This is a genomic window from Peptidiphaga gingivicola (genome assembly GCF_001652275.1).
Classification (GTDB): Bacteria; Actinomycetota; Actinomycetes; order Actinomycetales; family Actinomycetaceae; genus Peptidiphaga; species Peptidiphaga gingivicola.
Map to the genome: position 1 here is coordinate 522261 of NZ_LVZK01000001.1, position 24689 is coordinate 546949.

20 protein-coding genes and 1 tRNA gene are annotated in these 24689 nt (G+C 62.7%); 14 read left to right on the forward strand and 7 right to left on the reverse strand.

Annotated elements, in window-relative coordinates:
- Window positions 1–107 precede the first annotated feature (107 nt).
- The gene (locus A4H34_RS10570) at window positions 108–800 is read right to left on the reverse strand and encodes a cell division protein CrgA (RefSeq protein ID WP_082903000.1); all 693 of its coding nucleotides are present in this window, start codon (window positions 798–800) and stop codon (window positions 108–110) included.
- 379 nt (window positions 801–1179) lie between these two features.
- Here A4H34_RS10570 and A4H34_RS02120 point away from each other — a divergent pair, with 379 nt between their 5' ends.
- The 3 genes from A4H34_RS02120 to A4H34_RS02125 are packed head-to-tail and all read left to right on the forward strand — an operon-like array spanning window position 1180 to window position 2877.
- Complete coding sequence (locus A4H34_RS02120) at window positions 1180–2073, forward strand: class E sortase (protein WP_231870920.1); 894 nt, start codon at window positions 1180–1182, stop codon at window positions 2071–2073.
- A gap of 13 nt (window positions 2074–2086) precedes the next feature.
- On the forward strand, window positions 2087–2242 hold the full coding sequence (locus tag A4H34_RS11165) for a hypothetical protein (RefSeq protein WP_040322492.1): 156 nt from the start codon (window positions 2087–2089) through the stop codon (window positions 2240–2242).
- Window positions 2242–2877: an anthranilate synthase component II gene (locus A4H34_RS02125; RefSeq protein WP_064230908.1), complete on the forward strand. Its 636-nt coding sequence runs from the start codon at window positions 2242–2244 to the stop codon at window positions 2875–2877. Before A4H34_RS11165 ends, A4H34_RS02125 begins: the two co-directional genes overlap by 1 nt.
- 282 nt (window positions 2878–3159) lie before the next feature.
- On the opposite strand, the gene pknB is transcribed toward A4H34_RS02125, so the two are convergent.
- Genes pknB through A4H34_RS02155 form a run of 6 tightly spaced genes read right to left on the reverse strand, consistent with a single transcriptional unit; the run spans window position 3160 to window position 10596 of the window.
- The gene (gene pknB / locus A4H34_RS02130) at window positions 3160–5061 is read right to left on the reverse strand and encodes a Stk1 family PASTA domain-containing Ser/Thr kinase (protein ID WP_064230909.1); all 1902 of its coding nucleotides are present in this window, start codon (window positions 5059–5061) and stop codon (window positions 3160–3162) included.
- A gap of 46 nt (window positions 5062–5107) precedes the next feature.
- Window positions 5108–6550 carry a peptidoglycan D,D-transpeptidase FtsI family protein gene (locus A4H34_RS02135; protein WP_082903001.1) on the reverse strand — a complete coding sequence of 481 codons (1443 nt, stop codon included), beginning with the start codon at window positions 6548–6550 and terminating at the stop codon, window positions 5108–5110.
- Between the two features lie 17 nt (window positions 6551–6567).
- Complete coding sequence (locus tag A4H34_RS02140; protein ID WP_009198050.1) at window positions 6568–7995, reverse strand: FtsW/RodA/SpoVE family cell cycle protein; 1428 nt, start codon at window positions 7993–7995, stop codon at window positions 6568–6570.
- Window positions 7992–9383, reverse strand: a complete 1392-nt coding sequence (locus tag A4H34_RS02145) for a PP2C family protein-serine/threonine phosphatase (protein WP_064230911.1) — start codon at window positions 9381–9383, stop codon at window positions 7992–7994. Before A4H34_RS02145 ends, A4H34_RS02140 begins: the two co-directional genes overlap by 4 nt.
- On the reverse strand, window positions 9383–9904 hold the full coding sequence (locus A4H34_RS02150; protein WP_009198048.1) for an FHA domain-containing protein FhaB/FipA: 522 nt from the start codon (window positions 9902–9904) through the stop codon (window positions 9383–9385). The genes A4H34_RS02145 and A4H34_RS02150 overlap by 1 nt, the downstream gene beginning before the upstream one ends.
- The gene (locus tag A4H34_RS02155; RefSeq protein WP_064230912.1) at window positions 9901–10596 is read right to left on the reverse strand and encodes an FhaA domain-containing protein; all 696 of its coding nucleotides are present in this window, start codon (window positions 10594–10596) and stop codon (window positions 9901–9903) included. Before A4H34_RS02155 ends, A4H34_RS02150 begins: the two co-directional genes overlap by 4 nt.
- Window positions 10597–11418: 822 nt before the next feature.
- On the opposite strand from A4H34_RS02155, the gene A4H34_RS02160 reads away from it, so the two are divergent.
- From A4H34_RS02160 to A4H34_RS02200, 11 genes are all read left to right on the forward strand, one after another.
- Window positions 11419–11502: transfer RNA gene (locus tag A4H34_RS02160), tRNA-Leu, on the forward strand.
- Between the two features lie 1190 nt (window positions 11503–12692).
- Window positions 12693–12830, forward strand: coding sequence for a hypothetical protein (locus A4H34_RS11170; RefSeq protein WP_009198041.1), 138 nt, complete (start codon window positions 12693–12695; stop codon window positions 12828–12830).
- A 212-nt stretch (window positions 12831–13042) separates the two neighbouring features.
- Window positions 13043–14863, forward strand: coding sequence for an asparagine synthase-related protein (locus A4H34_RS02165; RefSeq protein WP_064230913.1), 1821 nt, complete (start codon window positions 13043–13045; stop codon window positions 14861–14863).
- Window positions 14853–15146 carry a lasso peptide biosynthesis PqqD family chaperone gene (locus tag A4H34_RS02170; RefSeq protein ID WP_082903002.1) on the forward strand — a complete coding sequence of 98 codons (294 nt, stop codon included), beginning with the start codon at window positions 14853–14855 and terminating at the stop codon, window positions 15144–15146. The genes A4H34_RS02165 and A4H34_RS02170 overlap by 11 nt, the downstream gene beginning before the upstream one ends.
- 1036 nt (window positions 15147–16182) lie before the next feature.
- Window positions 16183–16323: a hypothetical protein gene (locus tag A4H34_RS11175; RefSeq protein ID WP_009198034.1), complete on the forward strand. Its 141-nt coding sequence runs from the start codon at window positions 16183–16185 to the stop codon at window positions 16321–16323.
- A gap of 1760 nt (window positions 16324–18083) precedes the next feature.
- Entirely contained in the window at window positions 18084–19841 is a 1758-nt protein-coding gene (locus tag A4H34_RS02175; RefSeq protein ID WP_231870921.1) for an asparagine synthase-related protein, read from the forward strand.
- Window positions 19831–20118: a lasso peptide biosynthesis PqqD family chaperone gene (locus A4H34_RS02180; RefSeq protein ID WP_009198025.1), complete on the forward strand. Its 288-nt coding sequence runs from the start codon at window positions 19831–19833 to the stop codon at window positions 20116–20118. The genes A4H34_RS02175 and A4H34_RS02180 overlap by 11 nt, the downstream gene beginning before the upstream one ends.
- Entirely contained in the window at window positions 20115–22391 is a 2277-nt protein-coding gene (locus A4H34_RS02185; RefSeq protein ID WP_064230915.1) for a lasso peptide biosynthesis B2 protein, read from the forward strand. Before A4H34_RS02180 ends, A4H34_RS02185 begins: the two co-directional genes overlap by 4 nt.
- 39 nt (window positions 22392–22430) lie before the next feature.
- Window positions 22431–23159, forward strand: a complete 729-nt coding sequence (locus A4H34_RS02190; RefSeq protein WP_064230916.1) for an ABC transporter ATP-binding protein — start codon at window positions 22431–22433, stop codon at window positions 23157–23159.
- Window positions 23156–23944 (forward strand): ABC transporter permease, encoded by a 789-nt coding sequence (locus A4H34_RS02195; RefSeq protein ID WP_064230917.1) that lies wholly within the window; start codon window positions 23156–23158, stop codon window positions 23942–23944. The genes A4H34_RS02190 and A4H34_RS02195 overlap by 4 nt, the downstream gene beginning before the upstream one ends.
- Before the next feature lie 2 nt (window positions 23945–23946).
- Complete coding sequence (locus tag A4H34_RS02200; protein ID WP_064230918.1) at window positions 23947–24633, forward strand: hypothetical protein; 687 nt, start codon at window positions 23947–23949, stop codon at window positions 24631–24633.
- The last annotated feature ends 56 nt before the right edge of the window (window positions 24634–24689 follow it).

The window sequence follows — 24689 nt, forward strand, 5'->3', positions numbered from 1 at the left end:
TTCCTCGGCTTCGTCGGCAGTGGCGCTTCTTTCAGGCCAAGCTCTCGACTATGCGAGGCAGCAGCGACCGTTCACGCCGGGCCGGAAGGGCGCCGACCCGGCGGGCGTCACTTCCACCCCATCGTCATGAGGAACCCCGTGAGCATGAAGCCGAAGCCGATGAACAGGTTGCCGTTGCCCAGACCCTTGATCGGGAAGTTGCCGCCGAAGATGTAGGCGGTGACAACGATGACAAGGCCGACGATCATGAGGGTGACGAGCAGGGGCGCCCACCACTTCGGCGATTGAAGCCCCTTGACCCTGGCCGGCTTGCGCTCCTTCGACGAGGCCTTCTTTTCCGCGGCCTTCTTCTCTGTGGAGCGTTTCGTTCCCTTTTCGGGGTTTCCAGAGCTCTTCTTCGAGCCCTTCTTCGAGGATTCGGCGGAAGACTCCTTCTGCTTGCGGCGCGCCTTCGAGCCCTTCTCCGTCGTTTCCTTCTCAGAGGAACCGTCCTTTTTGGACGAGCCTTTTGCGGCGTCCTTCTTCGATGCGCGCTTCTTGCCCCTTTTGCCCTTTGCCGGGGCCTCCTCGGGCTCCCCGTCCTCGCCGGAGCCCTTCGCCGCGACGTCCTTGACGTCCTCCTCGGTGCGCTTCGCGGAAGCACCGTCTACTTCGGCGAGGTCTGCCTCAGCGGCATCCGTTCCGCCTTCGGCGGCGTGGCTCACGACGTCGGCGCCTTCCGCCGTCTCAGCCTGTTTCGCCGTGTCGAGATCGTCGACCTCGCCCAGCTCGTCGGAATCGAGCTTGTCAGAATCAGCCATGGTCATCCTTCCGGGTACGCGTACTCAGCCAAGAGTAGTCAAAAGGCAGGAGTGAGCGCATCTGCCCATCGAAAACTGTACACATTCGCGGCTGCGAAATCGCTGTAGACGAGCTCGGAAATCGGAAAAGCGGACACTCTCGGAACGGCGGGCCTGCAAGACTCCGCACCCAGCGGGCGCCGCGGCTCTGGCGCAAGTCTGGGACGAGCCGTGCGGCGTGATCTTGTACCCATTTGGGGCTCGGGGGCACGCATTGGCGTGGTTTCGCGGCGTCAGACGTGGAAGAGAGGGCCGCATCCCCGTAATCTATAAAGTTGCGGGCGCAAGCCGCCGCTTCACGAGCGTGCGGCAACCTACAGCGGAAGAAAGGACGTTGATCGTGGGACGTCACACATTGGGAGCGGACGGGCCGTTCACGCAACCCGACGCCGACGGCGTCGAGCAGCGGCCGGCCGCCCCATCTCCGTCGGGCGCTCCGGCATCCTCAGACGGGCTCGACTGGCTCCCCGGATGGGAGCGGGATTCTGGGGAAAGGGCCGAAGCCGCAGCGGTTGCCGCGCCTAAGGCTCGACGTCGCCCCAGCGTCTTCCAGATGCTTCTCGGTTTCATCGGCGAGCTGCTCATCACCGCAGGTGTGGTTATCGGCCTGTTCATCGTCTGGCAGGTCTGGTGGACCGACATCATCGCCGGCCAGGAACAGGAAGAGAGAATCGCGCGCGTCAAGGACCAATGGGGCAGCCAGAACGAGACGAAGATCGGCAGGGCCCGCACCGATCCGCCGCCGGCGGTCGACCACGTCACCGGAATCGGCGACGTCGAAGGGATCATGTACATCCCCAAGTTCGGCAAAGACTACGAGCACTCCATAGAGTACGGGACGTCGCTCAGCAAGGTCCTCGACAAGGGCGCCTTCGGCCACTACAAGGACACCGCCTACGTGGGAGAGGTCGGCAACTATTCGTTGGCCGCCCACCGTCAGACTTACGGCGCGCCGATGCGCAACGTCGACAAGCTCAAGGCCGGCGACCCCATCATCGTGGGCACGAAAGACGCCTACTTCGTCTACTACGTCAACTCTTCGTACGTGGTTCCGCCCAGCGACGTCGACGTCGTGGCACCCGTTCCAAAACAACCTGAGACAAAGCCCACTGAACGACTCATGACCATCACCACCTGCCATCCGCCTTTCGTCTCCGACAAGCGATGGATCATCCACGCGAAGTACGACCATTGGGTCGCGCGAAGCGACGGAATACCCGCGGAAATGAAGTAGAGAGGAAACCGACGTGTATTCATGGATCTGGCGCCACTTGCCCGGGCCCGCATGGCTGCGGTTCTTTGAGGCTCTCGCCCTCCTGTTCGCGGCGGTCGCGGTTCTGTTCACCTGGGTCTATCCCTGGGTCGCCGACACCTTCCCCGCCTTCGACAACACGGTGGGCTGATGGCGAAGCTTCTGGTCATCGACAACTACGACAGCTTCGTCTACACGCTCGTCGACTATCTGCGTCTGCTGGGCGCGAGCGCCACGGTGGTCCGCAACGACGTCGTGGATCTGGCTTCCGTCTCCTCCTACGACGGCGTGCTTGCCTCGCCCGGCCCGGGAACCCCGGCCAAGGCCGGGGCGACCGTCGCCGCCATCGAACAATGCGCCCAGACCAAGACCCCCATGCTGGGCGTGTGCCTCGGGCATCAGGCGCTGGCCGAAGTCTTCGGCGGGGTCGTCTCGCACGCGCCGACTCTGGTGCACGGGAAGACGTCCGTCATCCGCCACAACGGCAGAGGGCTCTTCGAGGGGCTTCCCTCGCCGCTTACGGTCGGAAGGTACCATTCGCTGGCGGCCGAGCCGGACACGGTCAGGGAGCTTGTCATCACCGCCCGCACCGACGACGGGATCGTCATGGGCGTCGAGCACGCCGAACTTCCCCTGTGGGGCGTGCAGTTCCACCCCGAATCGGTGCTGACCCAGGGCGGGCATCGGATGCTCGCCAACTGGCTGGCGGTGTGCGGCCAGCCTGAGGCCCTCGAAGCGGCGCGCGGAAAGGCGCCTCTTATACGGTTCGACGAGCAGGCCTCCTAGAGCCATTGAACTGGCCCGCGGAAGCCCTCCTAGTTTTCTAGCGAAAGCTTCTCGGCGCCGAAATCGATGCGACGACGGCGCGCGCTTGAGCAATGAAGGCGGGGCCGAACCAAACTGGTTCGGCCCCGCCTTCATTCACAGCCCGTGTGTTCCGACCGGACCCGCATTTCGGCCCGACCCGCGTGAGCCGGCCCGCCTTGCATCCAGCCCTGGCGCGAGTCGCTTTCGCAGCTCGCCTCTCTGGCCCCCGCGCCTCCCGACGGCAAGCGGCGCGGGCGTCCTTTAACCCGTTGGTGTAGGCGCGGGCGTCGGCACCTCAGTTGGGGGCGCCGTCGTCGGGTTGTTGTGAGTGGGACTCTCCGTCGGCACAGGTGTCGTCGGGTTGTTGCGAGTGGGACTCTCCGTCGGCTGTTGGATATTCGTCGTGTACTTCCCGACTTGAAGGGTGACGTTGCCTGCGCCGTCGACCTTTTTGCCGATGACCTTCCCGTCTTCGGCTTCTGAGTAGACCGGAACGTAGGTCACGTTGACCTTGTATCCTGCGTTCTCGAGCTTCTTCTGCGCATCCTCGGCCGAAAGATTCGAGACGTTGGGAACGTCGGAGTCGCTGCCGCCGGAGACCTTGATGTCCACAGCCGACCCCTCTTCGACGGACTCGCCCGCCTCGGGCGACGTCGAAACGACGGTGCCGCTCGTGGCCGAGTTGCCGCTCGAATTGGTGACTCTACCCACCTTCAGACCGGCTTTGTCAAGCTTCCTCTTCGCCTGGTCGAGGCTCACTCCGGTCACGTCGGGGACGGTGATTTCGGAGTTGCCGGAGGAGAAGTGGACGGTGACCTTCTGCCCCTTGCTCACCGTCGATCCGGGGGAAGGCGACGAGGTGACGAACTGGCCGGCTTTGACCGTGTCCGAGGCTTGGTCGCTGCCCTTGACGAAGACGAGCCCTTCGTCCTCGAGCGCCTTCCTGACCTGCTTTTCGGTCATGCCGGTGAGCTTGGGAACGGTGACCTTGTCGGTGCTGTCGGCGGACGCGCTGTTCGTCGGCTTCGGGTCGGGGCTGTCGCCCGAGAACAGCGCGTAGAGTCCGATGATGGCGGCCATGGCGAGAAGGACCCCGGCGATCCACATCATCTGACGGTTTCGCCTGCTGTTGTTCGTCCCGCCGGAGCCGACGGTCGGTTGAACGCCCGTTTGCGTCGGGGAGATGACGGGGGCCGACGTCGCGGTCCGCGGAAGCGCCGTCGTCGCCTGAGTGGCGGGTGTCGGCGGGTTCACCGGCATTGGCACGGTCTTCATGGCCGCCGTGACCGCGGGAGCGTTGACCCCTTCGCCGCGGGCAGCCGAGAGAAGGTCGCTCCTGAACTCTGCGGCGCTCTGGTAGCGCTCATCGCGATTCTTGGCCAGGGACTTCATGACGACCCGGTCGATAGTATCCGGGATGTCGGGGAACATCTCCGACGCCGGCTTGGGCGCTTCAGAGACGTGCTGGTAAGCGACCGCCACCGCTGAGTCGCCGGTGAAGGGGGGCTTCCCGGTCAGAAGCTCGTAGAGAAGGCAGCCGGTCGAATAGAGGTCGGACCGGGCGTCGACGACCTCGCCGCGAGCCTGTTCGGGCGACAGGTACTGCGCGGTTCCCACAACCGAGTTCGTCTGGGTCATCGTGGCCGCGGAGTCGGCGATGGCTCGCGCGATGCCGAAATCCATGACCTTGACCTTGCCGTCCGGCGTGAGCATCACGTTGCCGGGCTTGATGTCCCTGTGAATGATGCCTTCGTGGTGCGAGTACTCGAGTGCCGAAAGGACGCCCGTGACCACTTGCACCGCCTCTGCGATCGGAACGGGCTCCCCGGTCGTCAAAAGGGAGGCGACGGTGCGTCCCTTGACGTATTCCATGACGATGTAGGGCAGCGAGATCTCGTGCCCGGTGGCAGTTGTGACCGGGGATTCGCCGGTGTCGTAGACGGCCACGATCGACGGATGGTTGAGCGCGGCGGCGGATTGGGCCTCGCGCCTGAAGCGCGCAAGGAACAGGGGGTCCGCGGCCAGGTCCGTGCGCAGGATTTTGATGGCAACCGTTCGTGACAACCGGGTGTCGTAGCCCAGGTGGACCTGGGCCATGCCTCCGCGTCCGATGAGATCGCCGATCTCATAGCGGCTGCCCAAGATGCGGGGGATGTCAGTCACGCCGTCACCTTTCTCTCGCAGTGATTGTGGATTGGGGACGCCGTCATCATGAGGACCCCAAGTACGCTTGTATGACTTTCTTTGCGATGGGCGCGGCCACCGAGCCGCCGTCGCCGTTCCATCCGGCGTTGCCCGAGTTCTCGACCACCACGGCGACGGCGATCTTCGGATCGTCGGCGGGTGCGAAGCTCACGAACCACACGTGCGGCGGCGTCGAGGCGTTGATCTCCGCAGTGCCGGTCTTCCCGGCGACCTTCACGCCCGAGATCGCGGCTCTGTGGCCCGTTCCCGATTCGACGTCGGCGACCATCATCTCCTGTATGTGCTTCGCCGTCGTCTTCGACATTGCACGCCCGAATTCCTTCGGCTTGGTGGTCGAGATGACGTCGAGGTCCGATGTGAGGGTCTGCTTGACGATGTGCGGTTCCATGACGACGCCGTCGTTGGCGATCGCGGCGCCGATGAGGGCCATCTGCATCGGGGTGACCCGGATGTCTTGCTGGCCGATGCTGTCCATTGCCAGCGCAGATTTGCTGGAGGGCTCCGGGAACCGCGAGGAGCTGACTGTCTGCGGCGTCTCAAACGTCGTCCCAAAGCCGAACTTCTTGGCTTGTGCCAGCATCTTCTCCCCGCCTACGTTGACGCCTCCCATCGCGAAAGGAGTGTTGCACGACTGGATGAAGGCCTGGCGCAGGGAGACGCGCCCGGATCCGTCCCCGCAGGAGAGCTCGCCGGGGTTGTCGATCTTGTGGGTCGTCCCGGGAGGGGTCCAGGTGTCGGGCGCGTCGACGATCGAGTCGGGCGTGAGGTCCGAGTTCTCGAGCATCGCGGTGGCCGTGAGCATCTTGAACGTCGAGCCGGGGGCGTACTGGTCGCCTCCGAGGGCGCGGTTGACGAGCGGGCGGGTTTTGTCCGTGCTCAGCTGGCTGTAAGCGGCCCTTGCGGCCTTTGAGTCGTGGGTCGCCAGCTGGTTGGGATCGTAGGAGGGCGTGGAAACCTGGGCGAGGATCGCGCCGGTCTTGGGATTGATGGCGACGACGGCGCCGCGCTGGTTTCCAAGGGCCTCGGTGGCGGCCTTTTGCGCCGCGGGGTTGAGTGTGAGGGAAACTGCGCCGCCCTTGCGGTGCGAGCCCGATATCATCTCCTGGATTCGCTGGGTGGTCAGTGCGGAGTCGGACCCGCCGAGCACTCCGTTTTCTGCCCGCTCGATTCCCGTCATCGAATTGTGGGCGGTTGAAAAGTAGCCCGTGATATGCGCGTAGGAGCTTCCCGCCTTGTACTCGCGTTGATACTTGTACGGGTCGTCGACGGCAGTCGAGACCACGATGGATTCGCCGTCGACGATGATCGGGCCGCGTTCGGTTCCGTATTCTCGGTAGAGGGTCCGAGCGTTGCGCGCATCCGAATTTAGCTTCGGTGCCTGGACGTACTGCACGTAAGTGGCCATAGTCATGAGCGCCAAGAACATGGCGAAGACAAGGGAGGCCATTCTGCGGATTGGGCGATTCACAGTTTCACCACCTGCGTCTCAAGGGCGTCGTTCTTGTTCGAGGAGCTGTCTTTCTCCAGTTCGGGTATGGTCTTGAGGAAATCGTCCGAAGGCAGCGGGTCGGCGGTGGCCGGGCGCCTGGCCGAGTCGGATATGCGCAAAAGCAGGCCGATGATGATCCAATTCGTCATAAGGGCCGAGCCTCCGTGTGCAAGGAAAGGCATCGCGAGTCCCGTGAGCGGGATGAGGCGAGTGACGCCTCCCACGACGACGAAGCACTGGATGGCCACGGTGAAGGCGATTCCCGTCACCAGGAGCTTGCCAAAGCCGTCGCGGAGGACGACCGCCGTGCGCAGGCCGCGGACGACGATGATGAGGTAGATGCAAAGAAGCGCCAAAAGCCCGATCAAACCGATTTCCTCCGCGAAGGAGGCGATGATGAAGTCGGAGCTGGCCGCATAAACCTTGTTGGGGTAGCCCTGGCCCAGACCGGTGCCGAACAATCCGCCCGAAGCCATGCCGAAGAGCCCCTGCACCAGCTGGAAGGATCCGTGGGCGGAGTCGTAGACGTCCGGGTCCAAGGCGTGCAGCCACACGGTGAAACGGGCCTGAACGTGGGAGACCTGGCTGACGATGACGGCGACGCCGAGGGCGGCGAGAAGGCCGCCGATGGCTATCCAGGAAACCCGCTCGGTCGCCACATACAGCATGCCAACGAACAAGCCGAAGAAAAGGATCGCGGTTCCGAAGTCCTTTTCCATCACGAGGACGGCCATGCACGCCGCCCAGGCTGCGAGTATCGGAATGAAATGGCGGGCTTTCGGCCAACGAATGCCCAAGAACTTCGGACCCGCCAACGAAAGGTTGTCCCGTTCGGTGACGAGGTATCCCGCGAAAAACACGGCAAAGCAGATCTTGGCCAGCTCCGCCGGCTGGAAGGACATTCCGATGTTGATCCAGATGCGCGCGCCGTTGATCGTCCGTCCGAGCCCGGGAACCATCGGCAGCAACAGGAGGACGATGCCCGCAATGAGGCTGGTCCACGTGAAGCGGCGCAAGGTGCGATGGTTGCGCAAAACGATGACCGTGCCCACCATGAGCGCTATGGCGACGAAGGACAGCAGGAGCTGATTCGAAGCGTGGTCGGTCTCCTCGGCGATGTCGACCCGGTAGATCATGGCGAGCCCCAGCCCGTTGAGGGCGAGGGCGGCAGGGAAGAAAACCGGATCCGCGTAGGGCGCAAAGCGCCGGACGGCGATGTGCGCGCCTGCGGTGGTCAGAACGGTGACGAGGAAGATCTGGGGGAAGGAGGGCGGGAGGCCCGACTCTCCGACGCCCAAATGGACGAGGCAGTACGCGGAAAGCCCTGAGAAGAGGGCCAAGCCCAAGAGGACCGCCTCGGGAAGGCGTCCGCTTCGCGGGGAGGTTTGGGTGACGACACTCATGGATTGGCCCCCGGCGTCGGATTGGAAGTTTGGCTGGGCTGGCCGGGTTGCGCGGGCTGGTTCGACTGACCCGGTTGAACCGGCTGGCCGGGTTGCCCGGGTTGTTCCTGCCCGGGCGCGGTGGGCGTGGGCGAAGTCGTGGAAGGACTTGGCGAGGGAGACGGGCTCGGGGTGCTGCGCTGGGCCCTGAGATTGGAAACCACGGCACGGGCCTCGCCCAGCGAGCTGCGAGTGATCGGCGACGACAGCCGCTCGCGGGCCACCGACGGAAGCTGCGAGACGGGGATGTTCGTCCGCTCGTAGACCGAGGAGAACGAGATCGGGCCGATGGATTCGGGTATCCCCCGGTAGATCGTCACCTTGCCGCCGTCGACCGCGACGTAGTACTGCCCCTGGGTCCAGCGATAGGCCGCAAACAGGCCTCCGAACACGATGGCCAGAACGGCGAAGACGACGGCGAGCCTCGCGGCGGCGCGGGAACGAGGCGGCTCTTCGGGCACGGCCTCCGATTCGCTTTCCGCCGCGTTTTTGACGGCCCTCTTCGAGGTCAAGGCGGCGGCCTTGGCGGCTGCCGATGTGCCGCCGCGGGTCGGCTTGCGGTAGTCGACCGCGGCCGAGCCCACGACGATGGGATATTGGCTGCGGGGCACCTCGTGGGTGCTCTTGTCGTCGACGACTTCTGCAAGCACCACGGTGACGTTGTCCGGGGCTCCGCCCGCCAAGGCCAGCTCAATGAGGCGCTCGCCGGCGTGGACGATGTCCATGCCCGCCAGAGTCGACTCAATCGTGTCGTGGGCAACCACGCCGAACAGTCCGTCCGAGCAAAGCAGCCAGCGGTCGCCCGGAACGGCTTCTCGAATTGACTCGTCGATCTCGACGTCGCCGGGGGTGTCGCCGAGCGCTCGCATGATGACATTGCGCTTCGGGTGGTTCTCCGCCTCTTCGGGTGTGATCTGGCCGTGGTCGACGAGGAACTGGACGAGGGTGTGGTCATGCGTGACCTGGGTGAGAACGCCGTCGCGCAGGAGGTAAGCCCGAGAATCCCCGATGTGGACCATTCCGAGCTTGTTGCTGGAACGCAAGAGCGCAATGCATGTCGTACCCATCCCGCTGAGCTCGGGGTCGGCTTTGGCGCGGTCGACGAGGTCCGTGTGCGCCTCGTTGACGGCCGTGCGCAGAAGCGGAATGAGGTCGTCTGCGCCGTAGACGTCGTCGTCGAGCGAGGCAAGATGCCCCACGGCGACGGAAGAGGCGACGTCCCCGGCGGCGGCTCCGCCCATCCCGTCGGCCAAGACGAGCAGATTGGGCGAGGCGTATCCGGCGTCCTGATTGTTGGATCGAACCAGGCCGACGTCGGAGAACGCGGCGAATCGAAGTTGAATGCCCATTAACGCAACTCCATGGTGGTGCGCCCGATGACGACGGGAACCCCCGGCCCCACAGGCGTAGGCGTGGTTATGCGGTTTCCTCCGATGTATGTGCCGTTGGTCGAATCGAGGTCTTCCACCCACCATTGGCCGCCTTCTTGGTAGAAGCGGGCGTGCCTGGAGGATGAGTAGGAATCGTCAAGCACGAGGGCGGAATCGGGTGAGCGTCCGACGATGATCTGAGAGGTTCCAAGCGGAAGCGACGTGCCGGTCAACGGCCCCGCGGTCACGGTGAGTGCGGAGACGGTTGCCGGGGCTTGCCTCGCGGGCGCCTGTTGAGGTTCGCGGCCTGACGACGCTTGTTTCTGCAGCTGCTGCGCGGCCTTCGAAGCCTTCGCGCGCCGCCCCTTGACGAGTGCGCGGCGATCGCGCACCTGGGTTCCGTAGACGTCGCGGCGCAGCGTGAAGACTACGGAGAAGACGAAGATCCACAGCAGGGCGAGGAAGCCCAGGCGAAGAAGTGTGAGGACTAGTGCGCTCATGCTGTTCCCGGTGAGTTCCAGAACATTATGTTTGTGCGTCCGATCGTGATCGTGTTGCCGTCCACAAGAGTGGCGGCCGTGATCTTGTGGCCCTCGACGAAGCTGCCGTTCGTGGAGCCGAGGTCAGTTGCGATGACGCCGTTGGGCGTCGTCTTGAGTTCGAGATGACGGCGGGAGATCCCCGTGTCATCGACGGTGATGTCGCATTCGGACCCTCTTCCGATCACGGTGACCGCGCCGGTCAGGAGATAGCGGTCGGGGCCGATGGCGATGATCGGGTGGCCCGATTGGACCGACGACGTCGCCGGGGCGACCGCGCCTCGTTTGATCAGGGCCTCGACCTGAAGGCTGCCGGCTTTGAGGGCCTCGTCCGTGTCGAAGGCGATTCGAACCGGACCGAGGAGGGTGTAGTCCTGCTCTGTGGCGTAGGAGGTGACCGCCAAGGTGATCTCTTCGATCAGGGCGTCCTCGCTCCACTGAGCCATCGTCTCCCGGTCTTTCGCCGAAAGCCGGATGACGAAGTCATTCGGGCTGATGATGCGGTCGCGGCTCATCGTGGCAGAGTTCGTATCCATCGCCTTCTTGACTGCAGACGTGATCTCCACCGGTTTGAGCTCCGACTGGAAGGCGCGCGAGAAGACGGATGCCACCGCGCTCTCCACGCCCCTTTCGAACTTTTCGAATGCGCCCACAAGACACCTCCTATCAACGCAACATCAGTCTTAACGATACGGCGAAATCCCCCGCAAGGCATCATCGTACGGGCCTTCTCCCCAAAGGTTTGACGGCGAACACACTGGATTTGCGGCGCTTGACCGCGTTCGGGGCACCGAGTAAGCCGATAACGTAACTGCGGACCGACGTCAATCTGTGGAATGAAACACTCTTTAACACGACGGTAGCTGAATATGAAATGAGATGTTCAAGGCCAATCGACTCGACGTCGGAGTGCCCGTCAAGGCCGTCTCGCATGCATTGATCGGCGTAGATGCGGACGCTGGCCCGTCGGATCTGTTTGATGCCCATCTGTTCGAAAACCGAGGCGACCCTGCGTCCTCGGCGTGAAAGGAACCTGCATCGTCGGCGTGAAAGGAAACCGTGCCCAAGGCAATCTATTCTGCGCTCGCGAGAGCCCTCGCGGCAGCGTTATCGCGGCCGGCGCCGCCGCGATCGTGGGAGGCAAGATCGCCCACTCGACGGTCTCGGAGCAACTCGCCCAGGAGAGGATCGATGTGCCCCCTGTCAGGGCGGCGTCGAGGCGCCCAAAGACAAGGAGTCGCAGGAGGCGCTTCGTCCCTGCGTCGGGCAGAGGCTCACAACCGGCCCCGAGCGAAGGCCTTTGCCGACCATTGCATCCGCCAGCACATGCTCGAGGCCTCCGGCGGAGCGGCTCCGGCGGAGGCGGATAAGGCCGGCCGAGTCCGACGGCGCGGAGTGTCGCAAGGATCATCGCCGTCGGACTTGGAAAACCCGGCGGCGGCCTATATGCTGTAGGTCGCCGCGCAAGCGGCCAAGCTCAAGTGGCGGAATAGGCAGACGCGCACGGTTCAGGTCCGTGTGCCCGAAAGGGCGTGGGGGTTCAACTCCCCCCTTGAGCACAGACATGCGCATACACAACACTGCCTGACGATCCATTTTCCCCCCGCAACACGCGAAAATTAGAAAGCTGCAATACGCGAAGATTGGAAAATGGATGCCGACACGGGGCTACATGCCCGAGCATAGACACGCATGCAAAGCTGCCTCTCCTCATCAGGGACCCTTGTCTTTGACTTTCAGGCCTTCCGCGCTTAAATCCAGGAGGTTTCGAATTGTCTTGTACACACTCAAGCAGATCCTTGTACGAAACCTCAAACTTCTCTATATGAAACATTCGGATGCGTAAGATGAATCTTGGCGTTTGGCTCGCGTCTCCAAAGACGGACAATGCGTATTTTGTATTGGCAAAGCAAGGAATGAAATTCATTTATGAATGGCAATGAGATACTCACAATATATTGACCCATATTCGTCGTCTCGAATGTTATACGCGTCATTTGAAGGGAACGCGGGTGAAATTCGTGCGCTCGCTGATAGAGCTGACAGTCCGCCCTCTTTTCATACGCCTCATTGACCCTCGAATTCGATTGGAAGCGATGGACAAGAAGGTTTCATTAGCGGGACTAAACGTGTTTGTCAATGGTGTGAGTAAACCCTTAGTCATGCTTGTGCCGATCGATACTCGCTAGTAGTCTTCAAGCTAAGCGAAGTAAATACGACTAAAGAACACAGCTGACGGTGCCCTGGTACAGCATCGGGTTGAGTCACGATTCGACAGAAGAGAATCGATGCTTCGTAAGCCTTCACCTCTCAAGCGGATCGGTTGGCTATCGCAGCCGGCAAAGCTTGACAACAACCAAATAGAAGACCCGTCACGACTGAGACTGACATTTTCTCTGCTCAGGGGCTTCTATTAGGACGTTTCCATTTTGGCGGCGTTCTTTCCGTCAACCTGTCGCGCACACCCCTGTGCGCGTCGTCAAATGCATCGTTCTTCAATTTCCCCTTGCCACTCCGACCTCGTCAACTCTTCCTTAAGCGCTCGCCGCCCTAAACGCGGAGCGCGTTTCCCAGGCTTGGTTTCCCATTCGGGGGCCGTCAAAGACCAACTCGTTGCTGCCAGTCGTGGCGCCCGCGGCGTGACGGGTATGGAAGCCGCTGTCACATTGCTCTGCCGAACAGAGGAATCGTTCGTCGAAGCACGTGGAACGGCTTAAGTCACAAACAACAAACAAAGGAGGTGGCCTCAATGGCTACGTACGTTTCTCCCATGATCGAAGAGATCGCCGATTACACCGACACCACTCGGGGGTACTACCTCGGTTGGGCCGACGCCTTCGGCGGCGGTTTCGGAGGCGGCCGTTGGTACCCCTTGCCCTGGTGGTGAGTCCGTCGCGCTCCTGAGCGCAGCGAAACCCAGCCAAGGCGGGATTGGACGGCGAGAGCGGTCCGCCGCGGAAGCTCGGCCGTGAGAAGGCTGCGGCCGGGTGCCGCGTCGCCGGACGCCCACGCCGTTCTGATCCTTTCCTGAACGGCACATCCCTGGGTGTGGGCCAGCGTTCTGGCCCACACCCAGGTTTCAACTAGGAGCGAAGACGGATGCAGACATTGCTGGAAACTTTTCGACCCGACGAGCGCCGCCTGGTTTCGGTGCAGCTTTCGCCATATCTCGAGTGGTGGGTCGCCGACGGCCGCCGACGCGAACGGCTGAGCCGCTCCGACGTCGGTTTCGACGCCCCGGAGTCTATGCGCGAGGCGATTCTCGGACTGCCGCACCGTGCGACCATTCGCCGGGCGGCCGAGGAGCTCGTGCATACCGACAGCCCGGGCGTCGCCGTTCTCTTCGACGGCATGGAGGTGATCGCCTTGGTTCCGGCGTGGTCGGGCGAAAGCCTGTACTGGGCGGCCAAAGACGGCGTTCTTCTTCTGTCGACGTCGGCGCGCTCGATCGCCAAGGAGATAGGGGCCGACGTCAACCGCGCGTTCCTCGCCTCATTCTTGGTGGACGGCCTTCCCCTGGGAGTGATGTCCAGAATCTCTCCGTGGGACGGCGTCCAGGCGCTCGCACCCTTCGAAATGCTCCGGGCAGACAGAGATTTGAGAGATTCGAGCGTCAACGCCCGGCCCGTTCAGGTCCCTCCCCGCATCGAGCCGACGGGCGAGGAAGAGGGGGACGTCGACGACGGCGTGACGGCTTTGCGCCAAGCGCTTGTGGAGGCGGCGTATCGGCGGTGCGCCGGGCATGAAGGCGTGATTTCCTGCGACATTTCCGGCGGCGTCGACTCGGCTGCGAACGCCTATCTTCTGCGGGCGCTCCACGTGGACTTCGACGCGACGCACGCCTCGTCGAGCTCTCAGTACAACCTCGACGACATGTGGGCCAAACGCATCGTCAACGACGTCGGCGCGTCAGCCGCGTTCTACCCGGCGCTCGGATCGACAGGGCTCACCTTCGACGCCGGGGCGGCCTTCCCCAACGGCTACATTCCCGAGACGCCCGTCATGTGGTGCGACACCGAAGGATACGCCAAGGCGCTGGCGGACCGGATGGCGCCTGCCCGAAGGCGGCCGATCCGGCGGGGGAGGCACCACGCCGAGCGTTTCGACCCGCCGCCGGCCGCTCGCCTGCAGCTTATGGGGCTCGGCGGCGACGAGCTGTTTGCCCCATTGCCTGCGATAGCGTGGTCTTTGGCGCACCAGGCGCCTTTGCGGGCGCCCCGCCTGGCTATCGGCTACTGCAGAAACAACCGCATACCCCTGCGGCGCGGCATCCCGAGCATTGCCAGCAAAGTCAGGTACGGGCGGTGGGTTAGCCGCTCGATGCGCGAGCTCGCATCCAAAGGCTCGACGCCGAACGACGATCTGTCGTGGTCGGGTGGATTCTCCTTCCCCTCCTATATGCTCAACGACGCAAAGGAGCTCGTGCGCGCGCCGTTCGACGCCGGAAGGCTGGAGCCTTTGAACGAGGACCGCACCGTCAACCAGGCCTTGGAGTCTCTGTTGGGGCAGGCGGCAATCATCCGCCAGGTCAACGACATGCTCGGCCAGGGCGGCATAACGTGGACGTCGATCTTCGTCGATCCCGGCGTCGTGCGCGCGGCCCTCGCGCTCCCCCTGAAGATGCGCCTGCATCCCTATATCAATAAGCCTTCCCTCTACCGCGCCATGCGCGGGCTCATGCCGCGCGAAATCTTCGCGCGGGCGACGAAGGGCGAATACACGAAGGACTCGTACGAGACGTTCTTTGCTCGCCGGGAGTTCCTCGTGGACGAGCTCGCGCACGGATACGTGGGGCAGCTGGGCTTGATCGATCGCAGCGCCCTCAAAGCAAAACTGTCGATGCAGGCGGTCTCCAGCGAGTTCCTCTTCGAATTGAAAAGGCTGGTCGCCGCTGAAAGGTGGATCCGAAGTGTTCGGTAAAAAAGACGGAAAGAAGAACGCGGCGATCGACGGGCTGTCGCTGGCCCCGGGCGTCTCGGTTCTCGAGACGGAGAAGGGCACGGTCCTTTTCGACGGCAGGCAGGGCCGGTATTTCCAGCTCAACGAGCTCGGGCTGATCGTCGTGCGCTCTCTCGAAGAGGGAAAGGACGCTGACGCGATCGTCCGCCGCGTCGTCGAGGCCTACGACGTCGACGCGAAGACGGCCGACGCCGACGTGAGAGCCTTCCTCGCCCAGATCAAAGAACTCGGAGTCGCGGTGTGACAGGCCGACTCGCCTTGTGAACGCTCTCCGCCCCGCACGGTCAAGGGCGGGCGTGGGCGGCTGGTTGAGCATGCGATCGCGAAATGCCGTGAAACCGCGGAGCCTGCGGCGGGCTTCGGCGGGCGGCTCGCAACCCGTGGTCTGTGACGATTGCGGACCTGTCTGCTGACCCGCTGCATAACACCGCGGCCCGCGGACGGGACAATCTCGGGGTCGCGCGGTGGGCAGGCCTCGGCGGTTGACCACTTCGATTGCTCGTGAAATATTCAGGAATTCGAGTTCAGGGCTTTGTGCGGCGCTGCCAAAAGAACTAATCGATGTAATTTTTAAATATACACGTGGTTAAAAACTTAGTTAAATATGTAAGTAATCATTTATAATGATATTAGATTATTAGACGCTAGTCAATAGTCAGTTTGTCACCTTTTGCGCTCTTGAGTCGAGCCCACTTCGGAAGTAAGCTTTTAGTCAAGAAAGGAAACAAGGGTAAACACAATGAATCTGATGTGTTTGTCAAACTGAAGTTCGAGCTGCGGTTCTTTACAAAGGAGCCGAAGCCCCGCGGGATTTGAACCCCGAGACGACTTGATCGGCAATCCCGATCGAGCACGTCAAAAATTTGAAATAATCCATTTTTAAAGTTAAAGGGAAGAGATCCGTGTTCAGAAAGTCTCTCGCAATGATGTCGTTTCCGACGGACTGCAGCTCTACACAATGTATTTAGGTGCGCATCTCCTTTAGGCGTGGTTCTTCTTTAGGACGTGCAGTCGCTTTAAGCACACGCCGCTTAGGCGTACGCGTCGCCGGGCGCACGCCCGTCGGCCCCGATTGAATCGCTCTGACTCACCTCTCTCATTTTCCCGGATTCTCGGGTCTCACTAGCTTGGCTTCCCGTTTTTGGGAGGCCGTCATGGACCAACCCGTCACCGTCCATTCGTCTGTGGCGTGACGGGATGGAGGCCGCGTCGTTCCATGTCGCTCGTTTGAGCGTGCGAAGCGGCTTGACTGTATACAACAACGAATAGGAGGCAGCCTCATGGCTACTTACGTTTCCCCCGCGATTGAGCAGATCGCCGACTACACCGTTGCGACCCAGGGATTCATTCCCGGCCCATTCCGTGACATCTTCGGCGGCCGCGGCAACATCATCTTCTCAAACGGGAACCTCTCCAGCTGAGTCTCGTTAGGGCAGGCAATGTCCTAACGAACTAGCTGAGGCTGGGGGATGCGTCGACGCGTCAGACAGTGAGGGAACCTTACGCGTCGGCGCATCCAGACCGCACCGAAGGAAGCGTTTCGTGCTTCACGAAGTCTCTTGCCGAAAAACGGCATATTCTCGAAGCAATAATCTTGCAGTTTCTTGAAAATTACAAGACTATTAACAGACCAAATCCTTAATTTAAAGGGGGAAAAGTATAAATCAATGACTTCTATGTCACTATTTTAGTTCTTGAAACGACCTGTACTGAATAGTAGTCTTATAACTAAACAAACGGAACGAGGTTAATCAATGCAACTACGGTGCTCTGGTAAAGCAGCGAGTTGAAACTCGATCCATCACAAATGAATAGGATCTAAAATTACCCGTTAGTCTCAAATGGATTGGCTAATGCCAATGATCGCTCATGTCCGGTCCTAGGGCATCCGAGTTTTCGAATCCTTCGTCGAAAGCGCTTCTCGGGTTCGCAAAGATCTGCTGACATGCGTCGATCCCGACGGTGAAGAATCGTCGGCCTCGCGCTAGAGCGCTTTTCGAGAGCTCCTGGCGCTTTGTCATTTCTCTTATTCCCTCATACTTCTTGATCGGCGATTTAGTTCCGTCGGATCAAACAAGGGCATATGGCCTTTGCCGACGGCGACTGCCGCAGGCTTGGCTTTCCCAGGAAAGTCTTTAGACCAACCCGTCGATGCCTATCGAGGCGCCCGTGCAGTCGAAGTGCCCGCGGCGTGACGGGATGGAAGCCGCGTCGTTCCATGTCGTTCGTTTGAGCGTGCGAAGCGGCTTGACTGTATACAACAACGAATAGGAGGCAGCCTCATGGCTACTTACGTTTCCCCCGCGATTGAGCAGATCGCCGACTACACCGACACGACCCGCGGTTGGTTCCATGGATCTTGGAGGGACATTTATGGTGGTCGGGCTTTTGTTAGGGTTGAAAGGCCCTGGTAAGAATTGCGGCGAACCGTTTTTGAGAAGTCTGCGGCGCGGGTGTCACGACTAATCATTTCGGCTACGAGCCTGCAACAGTCTTGATCGGCAGCTGAAAGAGGAGCGGCATCAGTGCGCAGACAGGTTGTGGATGTCCGCAACTTAATTCTCCATGGCGGGGGCTGAGGACTAGATTTTCGGCTCCCGCCGACGGGCCTGACGGCAAATGATCGTCAAGTTCAACAATCAAAACGAATAGGAGGCAGCCTCATGGCTACTTACGTTTCCCCCGCGATCGAGCAGATCGCCGACTACGCCGAAGCGACCCGCGGCTGGTTCTACGGACCGCTGCGTGACTTTATCGGCGGGCGAGGACGCATCGTCCTCTGACCGGGCCGGCGTTGAGGTCGAACTGCGCGAAAAGCAGTGCCTTTGAGGATGTTTAGCGCATCATCGACTCAATGGCTTACAGAGAACACACCCGTCGCGAGCTTTCAAGCGTTGCGTTTGAATGCTGGGCGTCACTTTGCCGGATGCGGGCCGACGCCCTTGGTCCGCATCCGGTTCAAAACAATGCGTCGCCCGGTTCAAAACAATGCGAAGCCCGGCGGCGCCTCTGACGAATCAGGCGACGCGCCTGCGCAAGTCACCAGTAACTTCCGTATTTGGATTGAAAACCGACACAGACATCCCGGTTGAGACACCAACCCAAAGGTCCCGATAGGGACATCGACCCAGACGTTCCGATAGAAAAACTCACACACCCTGCCGGGAAACAGGAGGCAAGATTGACAGAGACACTAATAGAAGGAAGGCGTTCGGAGAGCTCCGGCCCTTCCTCGACACGGGTTCCGCCAGGCCTCGAATGGCGGGTGCTTGACGAAGGCAGGCGTGAGCGGACGGTCCGTTTCGGCGTGGCCTTCGACGTCCCGCAAGCCATGCGCGATGCGGTCGCAGCGCTGCCCGACGAGGTCACGGCGCGGCGTGCGGCGGAAGAGCTCGCAAACACAGACGGTTCGGGGGTCGCCGTTCTTTTCGACGGGGCGCAGACGATCGCTCTGGTTCCAGCGTGGTCCGGGCAAGCCCTCTATTGGGCCGTGAAAGACGGCGTTCTTCTTCTGTCGACGTCGGCGCGCTCAATCGCCAAGGAAATCGGAACGGCGGTGAGCCGGAACTTCCTCGCCTCTTTCCTGGTGGACGGCCTTCCCCTCGGCGTGGCGTCCAGGATCGCTCCCTGGGACGGTGTCCAGGCGCTCGCACCCTTCGAAGCGCTCCGCGTGGATCGCAATCTGACGGGGCGGGACTTCAAAGCCCGCCCGATCCAGATTCCGCCCGTCTTCGAACGGCCGGGAGAAAGCGAGGAAGACGTCGACAACGCGGTCGCGGCTCTGCGCCAAGCGCTGTTTGAGGCGACTTTCCGTTGGTGCGAGCGGGGCGGCCCGATCTCCTGCGACGTTTCGGGCGGGGTCGACTCGGCTGCGAACGCCTATCTTCTGCGCGCGCTCCATGTGCACTTCGACGCGACGCATGCTTCGTCGAGCTCTCAGTACAACCTCGACGACATGTGGGCCAAGCGCATCGTCAACGACGTCGGCGCACCCGCCGCGTTCTACCCGGCGATCGGGTCGACCGGGCTCACCTACGACGCCAGCGTGCCCTTCCCCAACGGCTACATCCCCGAAACGCCGCCCATGTGGTGCGACAGCGAAGGGTACGCCCAAGCGCTCGCGGACCGGCCCCGCCCGGCCGGCGTGCAATTCACGGGGCTGGGCGGCGACGAGCTGTTTGCCCCGCTGCCGGCCATGGAATGGTCTCTGGCGCACCAAGCCCCCTTGCGGGCGCCGTGCCTGGCCGTCCGCTACTGCCTCAACCGCCGCCTGCCCCTGCGGCGCGGCATCCCGAGCATAGCGAGCAAGATCGAGTACGGGCGCTGGATCGACCGCTCGATGCGCGAGCTTGCCTCCAAAGGTTCGACGTCGAAGGACGATCTGTCATGGTCCGGCGAGTTTGCCTACCCCTCGTACCTCTCGGGCGAGGCAAAAGAGCTCCTTCACGCCCCCTTCGACGCCGGGTCTCTCCAGCCGATGAACCGGGACCGGACCGTCCACCAGGTCTTGGAGTCTCTGTTGGGGCAGGCCGCGATCATTCGCCAGGTCAACGACATGCTCGGCCGGGGCCGAACAACGTGGGCCTCGATTTTCGTCGACCCCGGCGTCGTGCGCGCGGCCCTCGCGCTGCCTCTGAAAATGCGCAGACATCCCTTTCTGAACAAGCCGATGCTGTATCGCGCCATGCGCGGGCTCATGCCCCGCGAAATCTTCGCGAGGGCGACGAAGGGCGAGTATTCTCAGGATTCATACGAGACGCTGTACGCGCGCCGCAAGCACCTCGTCGGCGACCTTGCCGACGGCGCCGTCGCGGACCTGGGCCTCATCGACCGCGAGGCCCTCAAAACGAAATTGTCGATGCAGGCGCTCTCCAGCGAGTTCCTCTTCGAATTGAAAAGGCTAGTCGCCGCTGAAAGGTGGATCCGCAGTGTTCGCTAAGAAGAAAAAGGAAACGACGAACGAGGGCCTGTCGCTGGCGCCCGGCGTGTCCGTCCTTGAAACGGAGAAGGGCACGGTCCTTTTCGACGGCAGGCAGGGCCGGTATTTCCAGCTCAACGAGCTCGGGCTGATCGTCGTGAAGTCGCTAGGGGAGGCGATGGGCGTCGACGCAATCGTCCGCCGCGTCGTCGAGGCTTACGACGTCGACGCGAAGACGGCCGACGCCGACGTGAGAGCCTTCCTAGCCCAGATCAAGGAACTTGGAGTGGCGGCATGACGATTCAACTTTTCTCCGAAGAGACCACGCAAACCCGCTGGCGCGATCGGATGCGCGCGCGCCGGGCCATTCTCGCTTCGTCCCGGCTGGCCAAGGCGAAACCCGAACGCATCGAGCGCGTCATCGGCAAGTGGGCCTCGAAATACCCCGTGACGGACATGGAGACGGCCCGCACGGACAGGGCAGCCGTATGCTCCGTGAGCGAGCGGGCCAGGAGCCAGGAGGGATGCCTCCTGCGCTCGATCGCCGTGGCGAGGGCGGCCAAGTATCGCCGACGGTCGATCACGTGGTGCTCGGGCTTCGCCCTCGAGCCGTTCCGCGGGCACGCCTGGGTCGAGGTCGGAGGAGTTCCGGTCAGCGAAAACGTCGAAATAGCGGACTACACAAAGAGCTTGGAGGTTCGGGCGCGCGGCGACGCCGACGTTTCGGCGGCTTCCGGCGAATCCGCGGGCGCAGGCCTCCTCGAACCCGACAGGATGATGGAGCCGCCGCCTGCCGCGCCCGTGCGGCCGCGCGACCTGTTCGGGCTCGCCAAGGACAAGCGGCTTCTCGTCGTCGCCGCCCTCATGGCCCTCGTTGGCTCGGGGCTCACCCTTCTGATTCCGGGGTTCATCGCGAAGTTCTTCAGCGACGGCTCGTTCTCGCTGCCGAGCCTCGGGTGGATCGGGGTGTTTCTGGGGGTGCTGCTTGCCTCCGGCGTGGCGATGGTCTTCCAGTACTACTACCTGCAGAAGGTCGGCGAAACGATCGTCCGCGATGCCAGGGGCAAACTGAGCAACCACCTCCTACGCCTCCAGATCAAGGAGTACGACGAGCGAAGCGCGGGCGACCTCGTCAGCAGGGTCGCGGCGGACACGTCCAGCCTGCGAACCGGATTCCTTCAGATCTTCGTCGCGTGCACCACGGGATTTCCGCTCGTCATCGGGACGTGCGCGCTCATGCTCTTCCTCGATCCGTTCCTCATGGGGACGGCGCTCGCCCTCATCGTCGGCCTCGGCTTCGTCCTCTTCGCGGTGAGCCGTTTGATCCAAGGCGCCAGCCTTGTCGCTCAGCAAAAGCTCGGCAGCCTCACCTCGCAGGTTCAACGGGACATGGGCGGAATACGGACCATTCGCGCGACGAACGCCACCGACTCCGAGGCCTCGATGCTCGAAGGCCGGGTGGAGGACGCCTGGCAAGCCGGGCTGAAAATGGCCAAGGTCCAGTCGATCGTCAGCCCTATCGCCAACATCGGCTTCCAGCTTTCGGCGATCGTCGTCATCCTGGTGGGGGCTTACCGCACGAGCATCGGGGCGATGTCGATATCCGAGCTCGTCCAATTCGCGGCCCTGCTCTTCATTCTCGTCTCTCCGCTGGGCCAGATGGCTTCGGCGCTCTCGCAGCTGCACTCTTCCCTCGGATCTTTGCAGCGAATCAACGAAATCCTGGACCTGCCGCGAGAAGACGAGCTGGACATGGCGAACCTCCTTTCGCCCGAGCTTCTGAAGACCCTCGAGGCGTCTGCCAAACCCAACGCCCCTGCCATCGAATTCGACGACGTCGTCTTCACCTACGGCACCCGCGAATTCGGGCAGGAAATGGACGACGCCGACTCCCTTGTGCTCCACAAACTCAACCTGCAGGTCCCCGAGGGCAAGCGGGTGGCGATCGTCGGCCCCTCCGGCGCAGGCAAGAGCACCGTGCTCCAACTGATCGAGAGGTTCTACGACGTCAACCGCGGGGCCGTACGCGTATTCGGCAAAGACATACGCGACTATTCGCGCAGCGACCTTCGCGACGTGCTCGGATACGTCGAACAGGACGCGCCCGTGCTCTCGGGAAGCCTGCGGGAGAACCTCACGCTCGGCCTGGGCGACGTCGGGGACGACAGATGCATGGAGGCCCTGGAAAGGGTCAACCTCGGCTACCTCGCAACCCGCTCGGAGCAGGGGCTCGACGGGCCGGTCGGGGAATCGGGCGCCTCGCTGTCCGGCGGCGAGAGGCAGCGCCTGGCCATTGCCCGCGCCTTGCTTTCGAACAAGCGGATCCTCCTCTTCGACGAGGCCACCGCCAACCTCGATTCCCACAACGAGCGCCAGATCGGCGACGTGCTGAGGAACATGGCCGGCAACAGAACGGTTCTGGTGGTGGCTCACCGGCTGTCTACCATAATGGACGCCGATCTCATCCACGTCCTAGAGCACGGCAGGCTCGTGGCCTCGGGCACCCACTCCGAGCTCGTCGTCAAGTCGCAGATCTACAGAAACTTGGCAAGCGAACAACACCTGGTATAAGCTGCTCTTGTATATCGTATAATGAAACAGGGCGGGCATATGACCGACATAGAGACAAACGTCAACAGCATCTCCATAAGCGAGCTGCGAAAGAGCCATCGGGGCGTCGAGATTCTTCACGGCGTGGGCTTCACGGCCGCCCCCGGCGAGGTGACCGCGTTCCTGGGGCCCAACGGGGCCGGCAAGAGCTCGACCCTCAGGATTCTTCTGGGCCTCGACAGGGCCGACAGCGGCTCAGCTCTGTTCGGGGGCAAGCGCTACCGCGACATTGACCGGCCGCTCACCCGCGTGGGCGCGCTTTTCGACGGGCTGGCGGGAAACAAGATGCGTTCCGTGGCGTCCCATCTCGCAATCGTCGCCGAAAGCAACGGCATCCCTCACGCGCGAGTCTCGCAGACACTGGAGCAGACCGGACTCTCCGCCAAGCGAAAGTCGCGTCTTGGCACGCTTTCCCTCGGCGAGGGGCAGCGCCTCGGGTTGGCGGTCGCCCTCTTGGGCGAGCCCCAGTTCCTTGTGCTCGACGAGCCGACCAACGGCCTCGATCCCGCCGGAATTCGCTGGTTCAGGAACTTCGTCAGAGAGCAGGCGGCGCTGGGGCGCACGGTCCTGCTGTCGAGCCACGCGCTTTCCGAGGTGCAGGCGGTGGCCGATCGCGCGGTGGTCATCTCCAAGGGCAATATTCTGCTCGACTCCCCCCTCGCGGAGGCCACGGAAAAGATCTCCTCGCTCGAAGACCTCTTCTTCGAACTGACGGAGGGGGTTGCATGAGCGCCTTCTTCAGGAGCGTTTGGCTCGAGTTTCGGAAGATGGGGGCGGGCAGGGGCCTCGTCGTCTTCTTGTCCCTCCTGTTCCTTGTGCAGCCTCTGCTCTCCTACATCGAAGGCAGGCAGCTTCTCGCGATTGGCCTGGACGCGACGCCGCAGACCCATCTCCAGCTGGCCGAGCCCGTGGGAGATCCGCGGTACCTCGGTTTCGACGTTCTATCCGTGGGCGAGCTCGCCGTCCTCATCTACGCGGCCGTCCTCGGAGCGGCGGACTATCGAACGAGGGAAGTGCGGACCACCCTTCTCGCGGTCAACCGAAGGTCTCGCGTTCTCGGGGCCAAGTTCCTCGGCCTGGGTTCCTTCCTCTTCCTCGTCGGCTTTGCGTCCGCGTATCTGACGGTCGCAGCCCAGCAGCTTGCGGTGCACAGTCAAAGCGGAGTGGACCCGGCAACCCTCACCTCGGACGTCTGGCGGCTCATTGCCTGGAACGCGGTGCACTGGACTGCGCTCGGCCTCATGTCATACGCGATTTCGCTCCTGTGCCGCAACTGGCTGCCAGCCGCCGCCGTGCTGGCCCCGCTGACCATTGGAATAGGCAACGCACTTGTGAGCCGGTGGAGCGGAAGCGCCTACCTGCCCTCGGTGGCCGGAAGCTGCCTTTCCGCAATTCCGGACAAGTCGTGCCACGTCAGCCAAAATGCGAGTTTCGCGGCCCTCGTCGCATGGCTCGCGCTGTTCGTCGCCGCCGGATGGGCGGTGTTTTTAAGGCGAGACGTGGGGGCGCGATAGCCGTGGGGCTCTACGCGTCCGAACTGCGCAAGTCCATAACCCACCCGTTTGGCGCCCTCGGGGTCGCAGCCCCGCTGGCATGCGTGCCCGTCGTCGCGATTGCGGCGGCTGGCAACGCAGTCGGGGAAACCGAAAGCCTGCTTCGGTCCCTCCAGCTGTCCCAGCTTTTCACGGCGGTCCTCGCGATGGGGGTTTTGGGGCAGGAGTACGAGAGCTCGAGCCTTCGCGGGGCGCTTCTGGCGACGCCGCGGCGATTGCGCCTTTTGGCGGCCAAGCTGGCCGTTCTGACGACGCTCACGCTCGCCGCCTTGGCGGGAGGCGTTCTCGCGGGTTGGCTGAGCCTGTCGATGTCCGCCGGGGGCGTCGCTCTTCCCGGGGCGGGCAAGGCTGCCATGATCGCGCTTTCCTGGGTGGGAATGGCCTTCGTGGCCGCGGGCCTCGCCGTCGTCTGGCGGTCCGCCGTCGTCCCCGGGGCGGTTCTCATTCCCCTCTTCCTTGGGCTCTCCCAGCTGCTGTCGGGAATAGTCTCGGCAGCCCGCTTCCTTCCCGACCGTTCGACTTTCGCCGTTTTCACGCGGGCCGGGGGAGACGCCCTAGATCCGGGCCCCGGGATGCTCGTTCTCCTCGTGTGGGTCGTGTGCCTCACGGCGATCGCGGCATGGCTGTTCGAACGCAGGGACGTTCGTTAGCTTTGCGGTCGGTCGGCCTTGCAAAGTCGGCCCTGCAAAAGGAGAGAGGCAAGGCT